Here is a 16,814-nt window from a genome sequence, read left to right as displayed (position 1 = left end):
CAGGGAGATGTGGGTGAGCTGGAGCGGTGTCAGCGCGGGCTTCAGAACGGCCTCCTCGGCGTTGCTCGGATCTGTCCCGATTGTCGCATGGCGATCGAGCTTTTTGCCCGGTCGCCGCGTTATTTCGCCAGCAGAGCTACGCCGATGCAGACGAAGACGGCGGCCAGCCAGCGGCGGCGGTCGACGTTCTCGTGGAGGAAGTACTTGGCGACGATGGCGTTGCCAAGGTAGGTGATGGAGGCCGTGGCCGGGGCGATGAGGCTGACCGGCGCGGGCGGGCTGAGCGCGAAGAGCAGCGAGAAGAAGCTGAGGGCCATGGCGAAGACGCCCAGCAGGAACATGGGAGAGGAGACCACGGCGCGGATCGCTCCGAGGAGGCCGGACTGGGCGCGGATGGCGTCGAGGTCGCCGATGCGGCGCATGGCTCCGGCGGTGAGGACGTCTCCGGCTACCGCTGTCGAGGCGACCAGCAGGATGGAAGACCAGATGCGGAAGGTTAGGGCGTTCAAGGCTTTACCGCCGATTCTTCGGGGAGTGCCGGATGCTCGGTGAGGGGTGGTCCGTTGGCCACGAAGCCGACGCCGCAGACGATGAGCAGGATGCCCGTCCAGCGCCAGATGGAGATGTGCTCGTGCAGCCAGAAGTGGCCGAGGAAGGCGACGACGACGTAGCCGAAGGCGGTCGAGGGCAGAACGAAGGTCAGGTCGGCCCAGCTAAGAGCCGTCAGGTAGCTGGCGAAGAAGCCGATCAGCAAGAGGATCCCGGTGATGACCCAGATGTTGGTGAGCGCGGTCAGGAGCCGCGAGAGGTGCGCTCCGTCGATGGTGCCGACCTGGCTCATGCCGTGCGAGAGCAGGGTGTCGCCGACCGAGGCGGTCATCATCACAGTGAAAAGAACCATGTACTGCCGGAGGGTCAGAGTCTGCTTCATCTGATCTTAATTTTAGAAGAAATTGGCGGGAGAAAGAGCGCTGGAACGGCGAATGAAGAGGGATTGGAGCGGAAATAAATTGACTAGAACGACACGGAAGCGGGTTGTGTCACCTTCAAGACGGACTGGTTGCCGGTGCGCTGCTTCCAGGCGCGCCGGATGGCCTCGATGCGGGCGTTGTTTGCAGGGGTTGCGGGGTAGTCGATGACCAGCATCTTCGAACGGATGCGCTCGACTGTACCTGCGGCGGCTTCCTGTTTGCCCTGCCACTGGCCGTAGACGTTTACCACGCTGAGGCCGGAGGGGAAGCGGGGCGTGACCTCTTTATCGAGGAACTCGCGCCAGGCGGATTCGCTGATGCCCTTGGTTGGGTCGTCAGCAGGGCCGAGGCCGAAGTAGAGGCGGGTATCTACCCAGTGGGCTGCGCGGGCGGGGTGAGCCTTGTCGCCTTTGAGGGTGGATTGAGCAGGAGATGCAAGGGCAGTCAAGAAAAATACCGCCGCCGCGCAGATGCGCAGACGACGGTATCTTTGGTGTGATTTGGGATCGGCCATCAGGCGTTCATGCTGACCGATTCCTGGGCCTTGAGCGCGTTCTCTTCCTTCATCTTGCGCGAAGCCTTGTTGCGCTGGGCGCGCAGCTTCATGAAGGACTTGGCCTCGACGTAGAGACGGGGCACGTCCCGGTTGACGATGGCCTTCCAGACCACGCGGAACGCGGCCTTGGGACGGAAGTAATACTCGTCGTAGAAGCGGTGCACCATCTCCATGACGTACTCGACCGGCAGGCCGGGGTACTCGATGTGAGCCATCTGGTGGCCCTGGTCGTCTTCCATCTTCTGGTTGGTGATGAAGCCGTTTTTGGCGGCGAAGTCGTAGAACTCGGTGCCGGGGTAGGCGTGCGCGATGGAGACCTGAATGGTCTCGCAGTCGAGCGACTTGGCGAAGTCGATGGTGTTGCGGATCGACTGCTTGGTCTCGCCGGGCAGGCCCAGGATGAAGTCGGCGTGGATGATGAGGCCTAGTTCGTGGCAGTCCTTGACGAAGTCGCGGGCGCGTTCGACGGTGGCACCCTTCTTGATGTTTTTGAGGATCTGCGGATCGCCCGACTCGAAGCCGACGATGAGCAGGCGGCAACCCGCCTCCTTCATGGCCTTGAGGGTGTCGCGGTCGGTGGTGACGCGCGAGGTGCAGGACCAGGTGAGGCCGAGGGGCTTCAGCTTCGCGCACAGCTCGATGGTGCGGGCCTTCTGGATGTTGAAGGTGTCGTCGTCGAAGAAGAACTCTTTGACGTGGGGGAAGAGCTGCTTGGCGTGGGCCATCTCGGCAGCCACGTCGTCGGTCGAACGCTTGCGCCAGGCGTGGCCCGAGAGCGTCTGGGGCCAGAGGCAGAAGGTGCACTGCGCCGGGCAGCCGCGCGTGGAGTAAAGCGATACGTACGGGTGCAACAGGAAGGGCACGTTGTAGCGCGTGACGTCCATGTCGCGGGCATAGATGTCCGTGACCCAAGGCATGTCGGGCTTGTCGAGCTTCTCGACCTGCGGGCGATCCGGATTGTGGATGTGCGCACCGTCGGCTCCACGGTAGCTGATGCCGAGGATCTCTTCGAGCGGCGAGCCATTGGCGAACTCGACGACGGAGAAGTCGAACTCGCGGCGGCAGACGAAGTCGATGGCCGAGCACTCGTTGAGAGCACGGTCGGGGTCGGTGGTGACCGGCGGCCCGACGAAGGTGATCTTCATGGTCGGGTTGGCGCGCTTGATGGCCTGGGCGAGGGCGTGGTCGCCAGCCCAGCCTACGGTCGAGGTGAAGAGGACGAGGAACTCATAGCCCTTGGCGATCTCGATGGTCTCTTCGGCCGAGATGTGATGCGGCGGAGCGTCGAGCAGGCGAGAGCCTTCGAGCAGACCAGCCGGATAGGCGAGCCAGACCGGATACCAGTAGGACTCGATCTCACGCACGGCGGGCCAGCGGGAGCTTGCGCCTCCGTCGAAGTTTTCGAAGGAGGGAGGATTCAGGAGAAGCGTTTTCAGGGGCTTGTTCATTTCGTGTGTCTCGATCTTATCATTCAGGCCGGGGCCTGCTGGGGCTCATTCTTGGTTTGGACGGTTGTGAAGCAGGGAAGGTACTCCCCGGTTCAGGGCTGTTTCTGTGGGAAATCAGGGGGTAGTGGACAGGCTCGTGGACCGCGTGCCACTGGTCAGCCAGTCCTCTAACCCACCTGTTTGCTTCAGAAGATGGATCTCGTTCTGGCGTAGCTGGAACTGGGCCTCCAGCATCTCGATATACCGTTGCCGCTCCAGAATACGGGCATTTTGCTCGTCTTTGGGGGTGAGCGGCGGGGTGGAACCGGCGGGCGCGGCCTGGAGCTGGGTGAGGAGAACGTCCAACTGCTGCTGGGCCAGGTCGCGGTCGAGCGCGGCCAACTCGGCGTGGGCGGATAGCTCGGCCATGCTGCGCTGGAGCTTCATGCGGCCCTCGCGGTAGGTGTCGCGGTCGAGGATGGCCTGCTGCTCGGCGTGGACCGCGTCGGCCTGAGAGATTCGAGCATGGGCCTTGTGGGCCGCGTCGAGGACCGGGATGGTGATGTTGAGGGCGAAGCCGTACGCATTCTCGGATAGACCCGGTCTGCCGACGCTGGGGTAGTAAACCACGTAGGCGTTGTTGTAGAGGCTGACCCGGCTGTACTGGGCCCCGAAGGAGATCTGCGGGCGAAGGACGTAGCGGGCGTCGCCGAAGGCCTGCTCGCGGCGGGCGCGGGCGGTGGCGAAGGAGGCCGCGACCCCGGCGCTGTCGGGGAGAGATGCCACGTCCGTCGAAGTGAGAGCCGCGGGCGGCTGTCCGCCGGGGCCGGACTCGAAGGGGAGACGGGGAATGCTGGCCGGGTCGGCGAGTAGACCCGAGACGGGGACGCCGATGAGGCGCGAGAGGTGGTCCGCGTCGGCGGCGATGGCGTCGTCGAGCTGGAGGCTCTGCAGGCGGAGCTGTACGCCGGTGCGGCGAGCGCGAGTGTACTCCATGGCCGAGTCCTGGCCGGAGTCGAGGCGGTCCTTAGCGATGGCTTCGAGATGGGCGGCGTACTCGGTTTCCTGGGCCAGAGCGGCGCGCTGCTGCTGGTCTCGGGTGAGCGTCAGGTAGGTGACGGCGGTGTCCTCGGCGACCTGCTCGCGCACCTCCTTCAGGGCGAAGCTGCTGGCCGACAGGCCCTGGTCGGCGGAGCGGATGTAGTCCTTCTGCGAGTAGCTGAAGACCAAAGACTGAGCGGAGACGCTGAAGACCGTCGGCGTGCCCAAGGGGAAGCCGCTCGAGTATCCCGCACCGGAAGAGGCTCCGGAGACTGACGGGATGTAGGCATCCTTGACCTCTTCGAGGCTGGCCTTGGCGCGGGCGACGTCGGACTGGGCAATCTTGATCCGGGGGCTGTTCGAGAGCGCGAGGTCGACCGCCGAGGTCAGCGAGATCTGCGCGGAGGCCGTATCCGCCAGCCCGGCCACGGCCAGCAGCAGCCCGGCGGCGGGGAGGAGGCTCGATCTCAGGTCCTGTATCTTCGCTTTCGGCACGTTGCTTGTTTCCTCTTCAATCAGCCATTTCCAGCTTACTTTGTTTCAGGGACGTTGATTCAGGTCTCAACCCAACTCAACCCAGACTGCTGAGGGCCTTGCGGGCGGGACCGTAGTTGGCAGCCAGGGCCAGCGCAGCCTGGTACTGCTGTTTGGCTCCGGTGCGGTCGCCACGGGCGGCCAGGAGCTTGCCTAGCTGCACATGAACTTTGAAGACCGGCGCGGCGTCGGTTTGCGTACCCGAGTCAAGGTACTCGCGCAGGGCCTTTTCGGCTACGTCCGGCAGGCGGTTCGCATCGGTCAGGATGCTGGCGGCGTCCACCAGTACCTCGCCACGGGTGCGGTCGGCGGCGAGGGCCTTCGAGATGGTGGTGGCGGCCTCGTCCGGGCGCTGGTGGCGCTGGTAGAAGAAGCCAAGGTCGATGTAGGCCTCGGCGGACTCGCCTGCTGCGACTGCTGCCTTGAACTCGCGCTCGGCTCCGGCCAGGTCGCCTTGCTTTTCGGCCAGAAGGGCCAGCAGGCGGTGAGACTGGGCGGGGAAGCGGCTCGAGATTGACTGGGCCAGGCGGTGGGCCTTATCCGATCCGCCGCCGACGATACCGGGGGCGGCGATATAGTACTCGCCCAGGTCGCTGGCCGCGCGGGCGTTCTCGGGGCTTAGCTGTACGGCGCGCTCGAAGGCATTGTGAGCTTGGCGGGCCAGTCCGAAGGCGGAGAGCTTGTTGGCATGGGCAGCTTTCAGACCCAGGGCGCGGCCGAGCCACATCTGGTTCTCGCCGCTGGTGGGGGCAGCGGCGACGGCCTTCTGGCACTCGTCGACGGCGGTGTCGGCCATCTCCTCGGCGTAGGCGGCGCGGCAGAGCAGTTGGTGGGCGCCGGCATCGGAGGGATTCTGGGCCAGTTGCAAGCGCAGCAGGGACGAGGCCTCGTCCACCTGGCCGTGCTGTAGTGCCCGGTAGGCGGGGGCATTGTCCGCGCGGGCGGAGACGCCGTTACCCAGGGCGACGATCAGAAGCCCCGATATCAGCAGACGTGCTGGATGCAATACGCTCACTCCACCGGCTTCACTTCGAGGCCGTTTGCGAGATCGTGATTGCTCGTGGCGCTGAGCGCGACCGTGTCCTTCTCGGTCAGGCCGCTGAGGACCTGTACCCGGGTCAGGTTGACGGAGTCGATCTTGACCGGCGTGCGCACGAGCTTGTTATTGATCACGCGGTACACGAAGTTGTTGGCGCCCTCGATGTGCAGGGCCTCGCGGGGGATGCTCAGGACGTTGAAGCGCTCCGAGGTTGTAACCGTTACGGTTACATTGGTGTTGGGCAGCAGGTCTTCCTTGGCGTCATCGACCGTGATGAGGCACTCGCCCACGCTGCGGGTTCCGTAGGGAATGACCGTCGTCGGCGCGCGCAGAATGTGGCCGTGCCACTCTCGGTTGGGCTTGGCGTCCCAGACGATCTTGACGGCCTGACCGGCCAGCAGCTTGCCGATCTCGGGCTCGTCGAAGTAGGCGCGGACCTGGATACGGTTGAGGTCGGCCACGTCCATCAGGTCGTCGCCGCCGGGGACGTAGTCGTACTCCGAGACCGGGATCGAGTAGACCGTGCCCACGATGGGAGAGCTGATATTCGCGTCGGCGAGGTTGCTTTTAGCCGCGGCGAGTGCGGCTGCGGCGTCCTCTACACGGGCCTTCGAGGTGGAGAGATCGGCCGGGGCGTAGCGGCCGGTAGCGCGGAGCTGCGCGTTCTTGAGAACCATGTCGGCGTTATCTGCGCGCTGTCTGGCGGCGGCTACCTCGCTGGCCGAGGCCGACCCGCGCTGCTGGAGCTGCTGGACCAGTGTGAGGTTCCTGGCGGCGCTCTCCTGCTCCGTCTTGGCCGCGTCGATGTCGGCCTGGAAGCGGTTGCGCTCCTCGAGTGCTCCGCCCTGCACCATCTGCTGGTGGTCGTGCTGGGCAGTGACGAGGTTGGTGGAGGCGGTGGCCAGGCGGGCGCGCACGTCGGCATCGGCCATCCGCAGCAGCGGGGTTCCGGGCTTGACGTGCTGGCCGACCTCGACGTAGATCCTATCGATGACGCCGGGGTAGGGGGCGTGCGCCTGGAACTCTTCCACAGGCTCAACCTTGCCGTTGGTCGAGACGGTGCTCAGCAGGTTCTGGTGGGTCACGGGGGCGACGCGCACCTCCACCTGCTCGCGGGTGAGGGAGCGAATGCCAAAAAAAGCGGCCGTGATGAGGGCGATGATGCCTGCCCAGATCCAAAGCGAAGAACTCCGTCGGTATTCAGCAGTGGCCATAGTGGTGACAAAAGACAGTATATAAGACGCCATCCCACTGAAAACGAAGCATCTATTTTAGAGAACTCTAGAGAAGTCTTAAGAAGGGGCTGTTATTTCTGATTCTCCCTTACGCGAAGCGTCCAAAACCGCACGAAGTGCCGCCTGCCCGGCGTGAGGGCGCTTTTGGACGCTTCTACTGCCCTGGAGCGAAATCGACCAGATGAAGCTCGAGACCGCCATACTGGGGGTGGGTGTTCTCCTTCAGCTTATAGACCACGTCGATCTTTGATCCGGCGGTGATGCCCAACTCGCTGATCCGCTCCGCCCAGCTCTGCGCGCCGGAGCGGCTCCAGCCCATTGCGTTGAGCGGACGCTCGCCGGGGGCTGCGGCCAGTGGCAGGCAGACGTGGACCTCCTTGATGATTCGCGGAAAGCCGGTGAGCACGAGGCCGCGGCTCAGGAAGACGGGCTCGGGATGGTCCATGCCGAAGGGTTCCAGGCGCTCGAGCCAGGCGTAGAGGTCCGGCGTCAGCTCGGAGAAGCTGACTTCCAGGTCGCAGTTGACCTGAGGGGCCAGCATCTCGCCGGTCAGGACTCCGGCTGTGTGGTTCTTCATGCGCTCTCGCAGGCGGGTTAACTCGGCTGTCGGCAGGGAGAAGCCCACCGCGTGGGCGTGACCTCCGAAGCGGGTGAAGACGCCGTCTTCGGGGTCGGGGCCATGGACCGCCGTGAGGGCGTCGAGCAGGTGGAAGCCCTCGATGGAGCGGCCCGAGCCGTGCGCCTGGCCGTCTTCGTCGGTCATCACCAGCGCGGGACGGCCGGTGCGGTCGACCACGCGGGAGGCCAGGATGCCGAGGACGCCGCGATGCCACTCGGGATGGCCGAGCACGATGCACTCGGGCGGGTACTGGCCGGTGGCGTCGCGCAGGGTTAGAAGCTGCATCTCGATGGCTTCGAGTGCCGCCGCCTCGCTGGCGCGGCGGTCCTGGTTGAGCGTGTCGAGGCGCGTGGCCAACTGCCGGGCCTGTGCCTCGTCCCGAGTCAGGAACAGCTCGACGACGTCGCTGGCGACGTCCATGCGTCCGGCGGCGTTGATCCGGGGCGCGATGCGGAACCCTACCTCGGTCGCCGTCGGGGAGCGGTCGAGCGGCAGCTTGGCCACCTCCATCAGCGCCCGCAGGCCGGGCTGGACGGGGTTGCGCAACTCGCGCAGGCCGAGCCAGACGATAGCCCGGTTTTCGCCGGTCAGCGGCACTGAGTCGGCTACGGTCGCGATGGCTACGAGCTTCAGGAACGAGGGTAGCAGGCGGTCGTTCAGGAACGTGCGCTGGGCTTCGGTGGTCGCGGCCGAGGCCAGCAGGGCGTGGGCCAGCTTGAACGCCACGCCCGCGCCGCAGAGGCTCTTGTTGGCGTAGCCGCAGCCTGCCTGGGCAGGGTTCACGACCGCGATGGCGTCGGGGACGCCGGTTACGCCGTCGGGCAGGTGGTGGTCGGTGACGATGAGGTCGAGCCCCAGCGCGCGGGCCTCTTCGGCGGCGGCAAAGGCGCGTATGCCGGTGTCGACCGAGATGACCAGGCGCACGCCGTCGGTGGCGGCCTCGGCCAGGCGGCTGTTCTGGATGCCGTAGCCTTCTCGCAGACGGTGGGGAACGTGGTAGCTCACGCGGGCGGGCTGGGCGGGTGTCGCAAGGCGCTCGATGGCGGTTTTCAGCAGCACGGTCGCGGTGGTGCCGTCGACGTCGTAGTCGCCGTAGATCAGGATCGGCTCGCCAGCGTGCACTGCCGCCTGGATACGAGCGACGGCGGTGGCCATGCCCAGCATCGTGAGGGGATCGTGCAGGTCGGCGAGTGTGGGGGTGAAGAAGGTTTGGGCTGCGGCGGCATCGGCGATACCGCGAGAGACCAGCAGGCGGGCGATCGGGGCAGGGCACTCGAGCGCCTGCCGGAGCCGCGCCGCCAGCGCCTCATCGGGCTCGCACACTACCCACCGCTGCCGTGCTTCCATGGTTCGCTTGTCTCGTTTTGTGGGTTTAAATAGGCGCAGACGTATCTATGGGGCTGCTTGGGAGGTGGCAAGGCGACCGGCGACTAGTCCCGGTTGTCCTTGTCGTCCATCACCAGGCCGCTCAGGTCGGTGGCGGCCTCCATCAGGTCCTGGAAGCGGTCGTACCACTCCGTCGAGGTCTCGAAGAGGAACATGACGCCCTGATGGGCGAAGCCGAGCTGCACGTAGCCGGCCTTGCCGACGTGCCGGATCAGTGATTCGGCGTCGTCCAAGTCGACCTCCTCGCGCGCGGGGAAGTCCTGCTCCTGCAACTGCTCGATGAGGATCTCGACGTCGGACTTTTCGAGGATGACCTCGCTCATGGTTACGAAGGGGGCTCCGGCGGCCTTGGCGTGCTCGACAAAGTCCTTCCAGCCGTCGGCGTTCTCCTCTTCGAAGAGCACCGTGGGAACCTCTTCGGTTACGTAGGCGGGCATCCGCCTCATTCCCAGTCCGGCGATAAACGCCACCATGTCATCTTTAAGCGAAAGTAGGTTATCTGCTTGCATCCTTTCTATTGTCTCACCGTTCGCCCCTGGCGGATGCGACCCATTTTGCGGTGGAAAAGGCGTCCCAATTAGGTGGGGCGCGGGGTGCGGGCCAGTGCGGGGAACTCCCGCATAATGCTATACTTCACCTCAACGACCATGATTTTTTCTAAAGATTACGTTGGATATCTGACGCGGCAGACCCTGAAACACCTGGTCGCCGCGAAGATGATTCACACCGATAAACCCGCCATCGTCGAAGAAAAGGTCACCGCTGGAATGATCGACGAGCTCTCGCTCGAGGATCGCATCAACGATGAGGTTCGGGTCATCCTCGAAGCCTTCCAGGACGACATGCGCAAGACCGGCGCGAGCTACCCGGAGATGTTCAAGAAGGTAAAGATGGAGCTCGCCCGCAAATATAAGGCGGTGCTATGAGAATCTCCGACGATAAGGTCAACAAACTCGCACACACAGTTGCGGACACGCTGGCTGAGATAGCCGAGGTCGATTTCCTCGAGGACCGCAACACGATCCGGCAGGAGGCCCGCAAGGCGCTGCAGAAGCTGCTCACCGAGGAACTGAAGATCGACGCGGCGGCACGGCAGAAGATCGCTTCGCAGCGCAAGATCATCGTCGAGGGCTCGCAGGAGTGGGATATTCTCTACCGCAAGTACTACAACGATGAGGTTAAGAAACTCGGTCTCTAGTTTCGAGTTATTTAGTCTTTGGGGTTTAACAAACGCATCTATCTTTGCTATACTTAGAAAGTTGCGAACGGGGGATGCAAGGTCTTCCTAACTGGCTGCGAAGCTGGTCTGCAGCACAAATGGCGTTATGGTGTAACTGGTTAACACGTCGCCCTCTCAAGGCGAAGAGTCCGGGTTCGAGCCCCGGTAACGCTACCAAAATTATTCCCTCCGCAATATTGAAATGAAGTTAGAGCAAGAGTTCCTTCGTGCCGCTTCGGTTGGCAGGTGTTTTTTCTTGCGTTCTCCCGCCAGCTTCTGACCAGCGGGAGAACCCATGCTCTTTACGAACTCATGCCGCAACAAGAACAGCACGAAGTGCCTAGTTTGAGTAGACGCGCATGTACTGCACGATCATGTCCGACTGCTGTGGAGTCTGGTCAGTGGGCCAGCCGCCTCCCAGTCCCAGGTCGATGATGGGGTAGTAGGGCTGATTCATGATCGACGGCGTGGCTGTCTGCCAGATCACGGCCCCGTCGAAGTAGAAGGTGATGTTACTCGCGGTCCAGAGCATCCCATAAGTGTGGAAGGCGGTTGCCATGTTGGCTACCTGGGACTGGTGATAGGCGAGCTGCGTGCCGGTCCCCCAGTCGTGCAGCGTGGTGTTGATCAGGGTTGGAGCGAACATATAGGCTTCCACGAAGTCCAGTTCCCCGGCAGGCACGCCCTGACTTAGATGGGATGGATTCATAAACCAGAAGGCAGGCCAGGTGCCAAGCCCTGCAGGAAACTTGGCGCGCATCTCGAAGTAGCCGTACTTCTGCGAGAAGCCTGCTCCCTTGCCATCCACGGTAGCAAGCACGCCGGAGTACCAGGCCCCATTTGTCTTTTGTAGACGAATATCAAGGCCTTGTCCGGGAATAAGTGAATAAGGGTTCTTACCTGCGCCATCATTAATTCCCGCCATGTAAGTGGGGGTAGATGGATTGGAGGTATCGGACATGCAGCACTGGATGGTGTGGGTGTACCACTTAGTGCCTGCGCCGTTCGTATCCGAAATACTGAGCGACTGGAACTCATCGTCGAAGGTAAGGTGATAGCCAGCAGGGACAGTGGATGAGTTAGTGATCGTACCTGTCGAGCCGGTTGAAGTGCCGCCGCCTAAGTTGAGGGGAGTTACTCCGCTGAACTTCCAGCGCTGGTTTGCGGAGGAGTTACATGTCTGTGCGTCGACAATGGTAAAAGAGCCTGCGGCGTTAATGCAGGTTCCTGTTGCCGATTGAAGAACGTAAGAGCCATCCGATTGTGGCTTGAGTGAGAAGATCTGATTCGTATTGGCCTTGCAAGTAGTGATGGTTACAGTAGACCCGCTTGCTGTGACGCAACGATTGCCGAGTATCTCGATGATCTCGTACTGCGAGTTCCCGAGCGAGAGCACCTCCATCACATCGGGTTGCGCATACCAGTAAGTTGTAAGTTGATCTCCCTCGGTCGACTTACCGTAAAGAATAGTAAGGGAGTTACCCTGCGTTGTAGCTTCGTTCAGCAGGGAAAATACTCCCAGACCAGATGTAGAGGTCGTTCCGCCAGATCCAGAGGTTCCGGTTCCGGTACCCGTGCCCGTGGTTGGGTTTGAGGGCGGCGGCGTGGTTGTTCCGGTTGAGCCGCTGGTTCCCAGGTTGAGCTTGGTTGCTCCGCTGAACATCCAGCGCTGCTGTGGCGAGGATGTATTGCAGGCTACAGCGTTGACGATGGCGAAGGAGTTGGGTGCATTGATGCAGGTATTGCTGCCGGATTTGATGACATAAGAACCATCCGACTGAAGGTTCAGAGTGAAGATCTGGTTCGCGCTTTTGGTGCAGGTATTAATGGTCACGGCGGAGCCGTTTGCGGTGATGCAACGGTTGCCGAGCGTCTCCATAATCTCGTACTGGGAGCTGCCAAGCGAGACTACTTCCATGACATCCGGTTGTGCGTACCAGTAAGTCGTAAGTTGATCTCCCTCGGTCGACTTACCGTAGAGCACGGTAAGTGAGTTACCCGTAGTGGTGCCTTCGTTGAGAAGAGAAAATACTCCAAGGTCAGATGTGGATCCTGTTCCCCCGGATGGAGGTGTGGGTGTCGTCCCCCCTGTTCCGGTACTGGTCGAACTCCCGGAGCCCAGGTCGAGCTTGGTAGCTCCGCTAAACTTCCAACGCTGCTGCGGCGACGATGTATTGCAGGCTACAGCGTTGACGATGGTAAAGGAGTTGGCCGCATTGATGCAGGTGTTGTTGCCGGACTTGATGACATAGGAGCCATCGGATTGCAGATTCAGGGTGAAGAGCTGATTCGAGCTTGCACTGCAGGTGTTGATGGTTACGTCTGCGCCGTTCGCGGTCATGCAGCGGTTGCCGAGTGTTTCCATGATCTCGTACTGCGAGTTGCCGAGTGAGACAACCTCCATAACGTCCGGCTGTGCGTACCAGTAAGTCGTAAGCTGGTCTCCTTCAGTCGACTTACCGTAGAGCACCGTAAGTGAGTTACCCGTAGCTGTGCCTTCATTGAGAAGAGAGAAGACGCCCAGGTTGGTTCCAGTGCTGGATGAGCTTTGCGCGTTGGCAGAGGGTGTTGGATCCTGCGATAGGTTCAACGCGTTCTTGACCGAAGTCATCGCGGAGTTGCAGGAGGTGAGTAAGAGCGCAAAAACAGTCAGGACGAGGAGATACATATAGCGTCTTGCCTGATGAGTAGCCTGCATGATGGAGCCTCCGCATTGCAACCAGGGTTCAACTGTTCGTCGGTATAGGTAGACCAGGCGGACTACAAAGTAAAGGCAGCAGTGTGGCAGTAATGGGCGGAGCGGAGTTTTCAGAGGTTTTGTTTTAGAGAGTAGTGGTCGCTCTGAATGGGTAAAGATAATAGAAAATCACGCGGCTCGATGGGCAGAGTCTACCACTTTTCTCGGAGAGAAAAGATTAAGTGTTTTTTGTGTGGGGAATACTAAGTGCATTATTTTGCACACTCCTGTTTATTCCGGATTTACTGGCGGTCGTCGGTGTCTGAACTACTGCTCTGTGTATGGCCTGACCGAAAGAGTCACTTTTGTCTGAGAGAGCGATTCTGCGTGGTAAAAGTCGACGGTCTGGCGGGCGCAGTCTCCTGGGGTTGTGTTGCCGTTTCTGACTGGAGGCGTGCGGTTCTTTTGCGGCGTTTCTCGAGCGGGGGGAGCAGGAATGGGCGAGCGCTGCGAATCGCGAGCGATATACTAAATCTGTGAGCAAAACGTTTTATATCGAGACTTTTGGCTGCCAGATGAACGCCCACGACTCGGAGAAGGTCGTCGGCACGCTGGAGCAGCAGGGCTATGCCCAGGTGCAGGATGAGGCCGAGGCGGGGTTGATCCTGTACAACACCTGTTCGATCCGCGACAAGGCCGAGCAGAAGGTCTTCCACCGGCTGAACGAGTACAAGCGGATGCAGGGCGAGGGCAAGAAGTTTGCCGTGATCGGCTGCGTGGCCCAGCAGGAGGGCGAGAAGATCTTCGACCGCGCGCCGTATGTGTCGATCGTGGCGGGGTCGGCCTCGTACCGCAACCTGCCTGGGATGCTGGATCGGCTGGAACGTGGCGATACCCGTATCACAGGGCTCGACGACAAGAAGACCACCGAGACCTTTGAGACGCCGTTCGTCGCGCGGACGAATCAGCATCGTGGATACATCACGATCATTGAGGGATGCGATAAGTTCTGCGCCTACTGCGTGGTGCCGTATACGCGTGGCAATGAGCGCAGCCGCACGGCCGCATCGGTGATGGAAGAGGCGCGGCGGATGGCCGACGCCGGGTACACCGAGATTCAGTTGCTGGGGCAGAACGTGAACAGCTACCGCGATCCTTCGGGAGCGATGACGTTTGCCGAACTGCTGCACGCGGTGGGAACGATTCCGGGGATTCGCCGGGTGCGGTTTACGACTTCGCATCCGCGAGACTTTACGCGGGATATCGTGGAGGCCATCGACGCGACGCCTACGCTGTGCGACCATGTGCATCTGCCGGTGCAGAGCGGGTCGAGCGCGGTGCTGGCCGCGATGTCGCGAGAGTACACGCGGGAGTGGTATCTCGAGCGGATCGCATGGATGAAGGCGGCGAAGCGGAGTATCTCGATTACTTCGGATATCATCGTCGGCTTTCCGGGTGAGACTGAAAAGGATCTTGAGGATACGGCTACGCTGCTCGATGAAGTTGGTTATGACGCGATCTTCGCGTTCAAATACTCGATGCGGCCGAATACTCCGGCGATCCACATGCCCGACAGCATCCCCGAAGAGGTGAAGGTGGCACGGTTGCAGGTGCTGCTGGATCGGCAGCGGGAGATTCAGCGGGTGAACTACGAACGGCATCTGGGCGAGGTGATGGAGGTGATGGTCGAAGGCCATAACCGCCAGCGGAACCAGGTGGTGGGACGCAGCAGCCAGAACAAGACCGTCAACTTCACCACGTCGCAGTTGATCTTTCCGGCGCTCGGCAGCTACCAGACCGTGCGCGTGACCCAGACCTTCCCCAACAGCCTGCTGGCCGAGGCTATATGAGCGCGGTGATTCCAGAGTCCGAGATCGAGGTTCAGATTCGCGGGTTGATGCTGGACCCGGTGACGAATATGCCGATCGTCGTGCTGAAGGATATTGCGGGCGATACGGTGCTGCCGATCTGGGTCGGGGTCTTCGAGGCCAATGCGATTGCGCTGGAGTTGGAGAAGACGACGACGCCGCGGCCGATGACGCATGATCTGCTGCGGAACCTGGCGCGCGGGCTGAACGCGACGGTGACCAAGGTGGTGGTCTCGGACCTGCGGGAGGACACGTTCTTTGCGACGATCTGGATGCTGCAGGAAGAAGAGCTGGTGACGCTCGATGCGCGTCCCTCCGATGCGATTGCGATGGCGCTGCGTTGGGACTGCCCGATCTATGTGAGTCGGCGTGTGCTGGAGCGGTCGCGGCAGAGCGCCAATGAGACCGGCACGAACGTGAATGCAGATGAGCTGCGGCGGTGGCTGGAGAACTTAAATGATGAAGATACCGGTCGCTACAAGATGTGAAGATACGTGCCGATAAAAGTAGTCATGCTTTGGTCTTGAGATTTTCCTGAACGCGTCGCCTAGAATAGAAGCAATGGCAACCCAGATCGTCCGTCCCGCACGCACCCTGCAAGGCTCGCTGCTTCTTCCCGGCGACAAGTCCATCTCTCACCGCTACGCTATGCTCGCCGGCCTCGCCGAGGGCACCACGCGTCTCTCGAACTTCTCCACCGGAGCCGATCCGCACAGCTCGCTGGCCTGCATGGCCGCGCTGGGGGCTAAGGTCGAAGACAAGGGCACTCACATTGAAGTCACGGGCACCGGCGGGCAGTTCCATCAGCCGACCGTGGCGCTCGACTGCGGCAACTCCGGCTCGACGATGCGGATGCTCTCTGGCCTGATCGCGCCGCACCCGCACACCTTTACGCTGATCGGCGATCACTCGCTGACGCTGCGGCCGATGGAGCGGATTCGCAAGCCGCTCTCGGCGATGGGGGCGAAGATGGATCTGGTGGAGGGCCATGCGCCGATCACGATTCACGGTGGGCCTCTGAAGGCGATTGATTTTGAGACGCCGATCCCCAGCGCGCAGGTGAAGACGGCGGTTCTCTTCGCCGGATTTCAGGCTGAGGGAACGACCTCGCTGGCCGAGTCGATCCGGACGCGCGACCACTCCGAGCACGCGCTGCGGGCCTTTGGGGCCACGCTTACGCGTAAGGATGATCGGCTCTTTATCGCCGGGGGGCAGAAGCTCACGGCTATCGAGGCGACGGTTCCGGGGGATCTCTCTTCGGCTGCGTTTTTCCTGTGCGCGGCGCTGCTCTTTCCCGATGCAAACCTGATTCTGGACTCGCTAGGGATGAACCCGACGCGCTCGGCGCTGCTCGATGTGGTGACGCTGCTCGGCGGCAAGATCCGCGTGCTCAATGTGGAAGAGAAGCACGGCGAGCTGATGGGGACGATCCAGGTGAACACGGGTGCGCCTGTCACTAAGGGGCAGCTTGAGATATCGGGTGCGCTGACGGCTCAGTTGATCGATGAGCTGCCGGTGCTGGCTGCGATTGCTCCTTATACCCAGCATGGGATTTTGATTCGCGATGCGAAGGAGCTGCGGGTCAAGGAGTCGGACCGCATCGACTTGGTGGCGCGTAACCTGCGGGCTATGGGGGCGACCTTCACTGAGCATGAGGATGGTCTGGATATTCCCGGCGGGCAGAAGCTGCATGGGGCCACGATTGATTCGGGCTCCGATCACCGGATTGCGATGGCCTTTGCCATTGCTGCTCTGCGGGCTGAAGGGGAGACGGAGATTGACGGGGCTGAGGCTGCCGGGATCTCGTTTCCGGAGTTCTTCAGCCATCTCAAGGAGCTTTGCGGGAATTGATGGGGTGGGTTGGGGAAGCAAAAATCCCCAGCTCCTCTGCTTTGAATTGGGCAATGCAGAACGAGATAACGGCAACCAGCATCATCAGATCAACGACTTGAGTTACGCGGGAATAGAGGTTCTGGCAAACTAATGCCATGCATAAAGTGCTGATGACTGGTCACGCCGAAACATCATTGGGTGCGTTCGATTTCAAGGTGGGAAATTGGAACGACGGAATTGGCCTTATGGTGCGGGATACGGGCGCTGGGGATAGAGGGTTCAATGGGGCTGGTATCTGGCCAACAGTTGAAAAAGCTCAGCAGATCGCAGATCAAACCGCAAAGCGGTTGCTAGACCCCAACTGCGCGATTGTTTGGACTGCAATTTCAAACTGAGGCACTACTCAAGA

General features: G+C 61.6%; 16 protein-coding genes and 1 tRNA gene. 7 read left to right on the top strand and 10 right to left on the bottom strand.

The window, feature by feature from the left end; translation table 11 throughout:
* Positions 1-119: 119 nt before the first annotated feature.
* The 9 genes from FTO74_RS12195 to FTO74_RS12155 all read right to left on the bottom strand — a co-directional run bounded on the left by FTO74_RS12195 (position 120) and on the right by FTO74_RS12155 (position 9,317).
* Entirely contained in the window at positions 120-509 is a 390-nt protein-coding gene (locus FTO74_RS12195; protein ID WP_162538399.1) for a hypothetical protein, read from the bottom strand.
* Positions 506-931 (bottom strand): EamA family transporter, encoded by a 426-nt coding sequence (locus FTO74_RS12190; RefSeq protein WP_162538398.1) that lies wholly within the window; start codon positions 929-931, stop codon positions 506-508. Before FTO74_RS12190 ends, FTO74_RS12195 begins: the two co-directional genes overlap by 4 nt.
* Positions 932-1,014: 83 nt before the next feature.
* Positions 1,015-1,485 carry a DUF3574 domain-containing protein gene (locus tag FTO74_RS12185; RefSeq protein ID WP_162538397.1) on the bottom strand — a complete coding sequence of 157 codons (471 nt, stop codon included), beginning with the start codon at positions 1,483-1,485 and terminating at the stop codon, positions 1,015-1,017.
* Positions 1,485-2,975 carry a hopanoid biosynthesis associated radical SAM protein HpnJ gene (hpnJ, locus tag FTO74_RS12180; RefSeq protein ID WP_162538396.1) on the bottom strand — a complete coding sequence of 497 codons (1,491 nt, stop codon included), beginning with the start codon at positions 2,973-2,975 and terminating at the stop codon, positions 1,485-1,487. The genes FTO74_RS12185 and hpnJ overlap by 1 nt, the downstream gene beginning before the upstream one ends.
* A gap of 114 nt (positions 2,976-3,089) precedes the next feature.
* On the bottom strand, positions 3,090-4,490 hold the full coding sequence (locus FTO74_RS12175; RefSeq protein WP_162538395.1) for a TolC family protein: 1,401 nt from the start codon (positions 4,488-4,490) through the stop codon (positions 3,090-3,092).
* Between the two features lie 76 nt (positions 4,491-4,566).
* Positions 4,567-5,535, bottom strand: coding sequence for a tetratricopeptide repeat protein (locus FTO74_RS12170; protein ID WP_255462226.1), 969 nt, complete (start codon positions 5,533-5,535; stop codon positions 4,567-4,569).
* Positions 5,536-5,540: 5 nt separating this feature from the next.
* Complete coding sequence (locus FTO74_RS12165; protein WP_162538393.1) at positions 5,541-6,782, bottom strand: efflux RND transporter periplasmic adaptor subunit; 1,242 nt, start codon at positions 6,780-6,782, stop codon at positions 5,541-5,543.
* Positions 6,783-6,957: 175 nt separating this feature from the next.
* Positions 6,958-8,769 carry a single-stranded-DNA-specific exonuclease RecJ gene (recJ, locus tag FTO74_RS12160; RefSeq protein WP_162538392.1) on the bottom strand — a complete coding sequence of 604 codons (1,812 nt, stop codon included), beginning with the start codon at positions 8,767-8,769 and terminating at the stop codon, positions 6,958-6,960.
* Positions 8,770-8,852: 83 nt separating this feature from the next.
* Complete coding sequence (locus FTO74_RS12155) at positions 8,853-9,317, bottom strand: hypothetical protein (protein ID WP_162538391.1); 465 nt, start codon at positions 9,315-9,317, stop codon at positions 8,853-8,855.
* Positions 9,318-9,455: 138 nt separating this feature from the next.
* Here FTO74_RS12155 and FTO74_RS12150 point away from each other — a divergent pair, with 138 nt between their 5' ends.
* From FTO74_RS12150 to FTO74_RS12140, 3 genes are all read left to right on the top strand, one after another.
* Positions 9,456-9,734, top strand: coding sequence for a DUF507 family protein (locus FTO74_RS12150; protein ID WP_162538390.1), 279 nt, complete (start codon positions 9,456-9,458; stop codon positions 9,732-9,734).
* Positions 9,731-10,006 (top strand): DUF507 family protein, encoded by a 276-nt coding sequence (locus FTO74_RS12145; RefSeq protein WP_162538389.1) that lies wholly within the window; start codon positions 9,731-9,733, stop codon positions 10,004-10,006. Before FTO74_RS12150 ends, FTO74_RS12145 begins: the two co-directional genes overlap by 4 nt.
* Before the next feature lie 121 nt (positions 10,007-10,127).
* Positions 10,128-10,204, top strand: a tRNA-Glu gene (locus FTO74_RS12140).
* Between the two features lie 163 nt (positions 10,205-10,367).
* Here the strand turns inward: FTO74_RS12140 and FTO74_RS12135 are convergent.
* Entirely contained in the window at positions 10,368-12,725 is a 2,358-nt protein-coding gene (locus FTO74_RS12135) for a ricin-type beta-trefoil lectin domain protein (RefSeq protein WP_162538388.1), read from the bottom strand.
* A 515-nt stretch (positions 12,726-13,240) separates the two neighbouring features.
* Between FTO74_RS12135 and miaB the strand changes: the two genes are divergently transcribed.
* The 4 genes from miaB to FTO74_RS12115 all read left to right on the top strand — a co-directional run bounded on the left by miaB (position 13,241) and on the right by FTO74_RS12115 (position 16,800).
* On the top strand, positions 13,241-14,554 hold the full coding sequence (gene miaB, locus FTO74_RS12130) for a tRNA (N6-isopentenyl adenosine(37)-C2)-methylthiotransferase MiaB (RefSeq protein ID WP_162538387.1): 1,314 nt from the start codon (positions 13,241-13,243) through the stop codon (positions 14,552-14,554).
* On the top strand, positions 14,551-15,060 hold the full coding sequence (locus FTO74_RS12125) for a bifunctional nuclease family protein (protein ID WP_162538386.1): 510 nt from the start codon (positions 14,551-14,553) through the stop codon (positions 15,058-15,060). Before miaB ends, FTO74_RS12125 begins: the two co-directional genes overlap by 4 nt.
* Positions 15,061-15,133: 73 nt before the next feature.
* Positions 15,134-16,423, top strand: coding sequence for a 3-phosphoshikimate 1-carboxyvinyltransferase (gene aroA, locus FTO74_RS12120; RefSeq protein ID WP_162538385.1), 1,290 nt, complete (start codon positions 15,134-15,136; stop codon positions 16,421-16,423).
* 137 nt (positions 16,424-16,560) lie between these two features.
* Positions 16,561-16,800, top strand: a complete 240-nt coding sequence (locus FTO74_RS12115; RefSeq protein ID WP_162538384.1) for a hypothetical protein — start codon at positions 16,561-16,563, stop codon at positions 16,798-16,800.
* The last annotated feature ends 14 nt before the right edge of the window (positions 16,801-16,814 follow it).

The sequence above is a fragment of the Granulicella sp. WH15 genome, from assembly GCF_009914315.1.
Lineage (GTDB): Bacteria > Acidobacteriota > Terriglobia > Terriglobales > Acidobacteriaceae > Edaphobacter.
The sequence above is the reverse complement of the archived record's forward strand: the minus strand, read 5'-3'. Positions and strand labels throughout refer to the sequence as shown.

Excerpts from the sequence above, each read along its gene's own strand:
- FTO74_RS12125 (WP_162538386.1), top strand. The coding sequence starts at position 14,551 with ATGAGCGCGGTGATTCCAGAGTCCGAGATCGAGGTTCAGATTCGCGGG.
- FTO74_RS12190 (WP_162538398.1), bottom strand. The coding sequence starts at position 931 with ATGAAGCAGACTCTGACCCTCCGGCAGTACATGGTTCTTTTCACTGTG.
- FTO74_RS12150 (WP_162538390.1), top strand. The coding sequence starts at position 9,456 with ATGATTTTTTCTAAAGATTACGTTGGATATCTGACGCGGCAGACCCTG.
- FTO74_RS12145 (WP_162538389.1), top strand. The coding sequence starts at position 9,731 with ATGAGAATCTCCGACGATAAGGTCAACAAACTCGCACACACAGTTGCG.
- FTO74_RS12185 (WP_162538397.1), bottom strand. The coding sequence starts at position 1,485 with ATGGCCGATCCCAAATCACACCAAAGATACCGTCGTCTGCGCATCTGC.
- aroA (WP_162538385.1), top strand. The coding sequence starts at position 15,134 with ATGGCAACCCAGATCGTCCGTCCCGCACGCACCCTGCAAGGCTCGCTG.
- recJ (WP_162538392.1), bottom strand. The coding sequence starts at position 8,769 with ATGGAAGCACGGCAGCGGTGGGTAGTGTGCGAGCCCGATGAGGCGCTG.
- hpnJ (WP_162538396.1), bottom strand. The coding sequence starts at position 2,975 with ATGAACAAGCCCCTGAAAACGCTTCTCCTGAATCCTCCCTCCTTCGAA.
- FTO74_RS12115 (WP_162538384.1), top strand. The coding sequence starts at position 16,561 with ATGCATAAAGTGCTGATGACTGGTCACGCCGAAACATCATTGGGTGCG.
- FTO74_RS12135 (WP_162538388.1), bottom strand. The coding sequence starts at position 12,725 with ATGCAGGCTACTCATCAGGCAAGACGCTATATGTATCTCCTCGTCCTG.
- FTO74_RS12155 (WP_162538391.1), bottom strand. The coding sequence starts at position 9,317 with ATGCAAGCAGATAACCTACTTTCGCTTAAAGATGACATGGTGGCGTTT.
- FTO74_RS12165 (WP_162538393.1), bottom strand. The coding sequence starts at position 6,782 with ATGGCCACTGCTGAATACCGACGGAGTTCTTCGCTTTGGATCTGGGCA.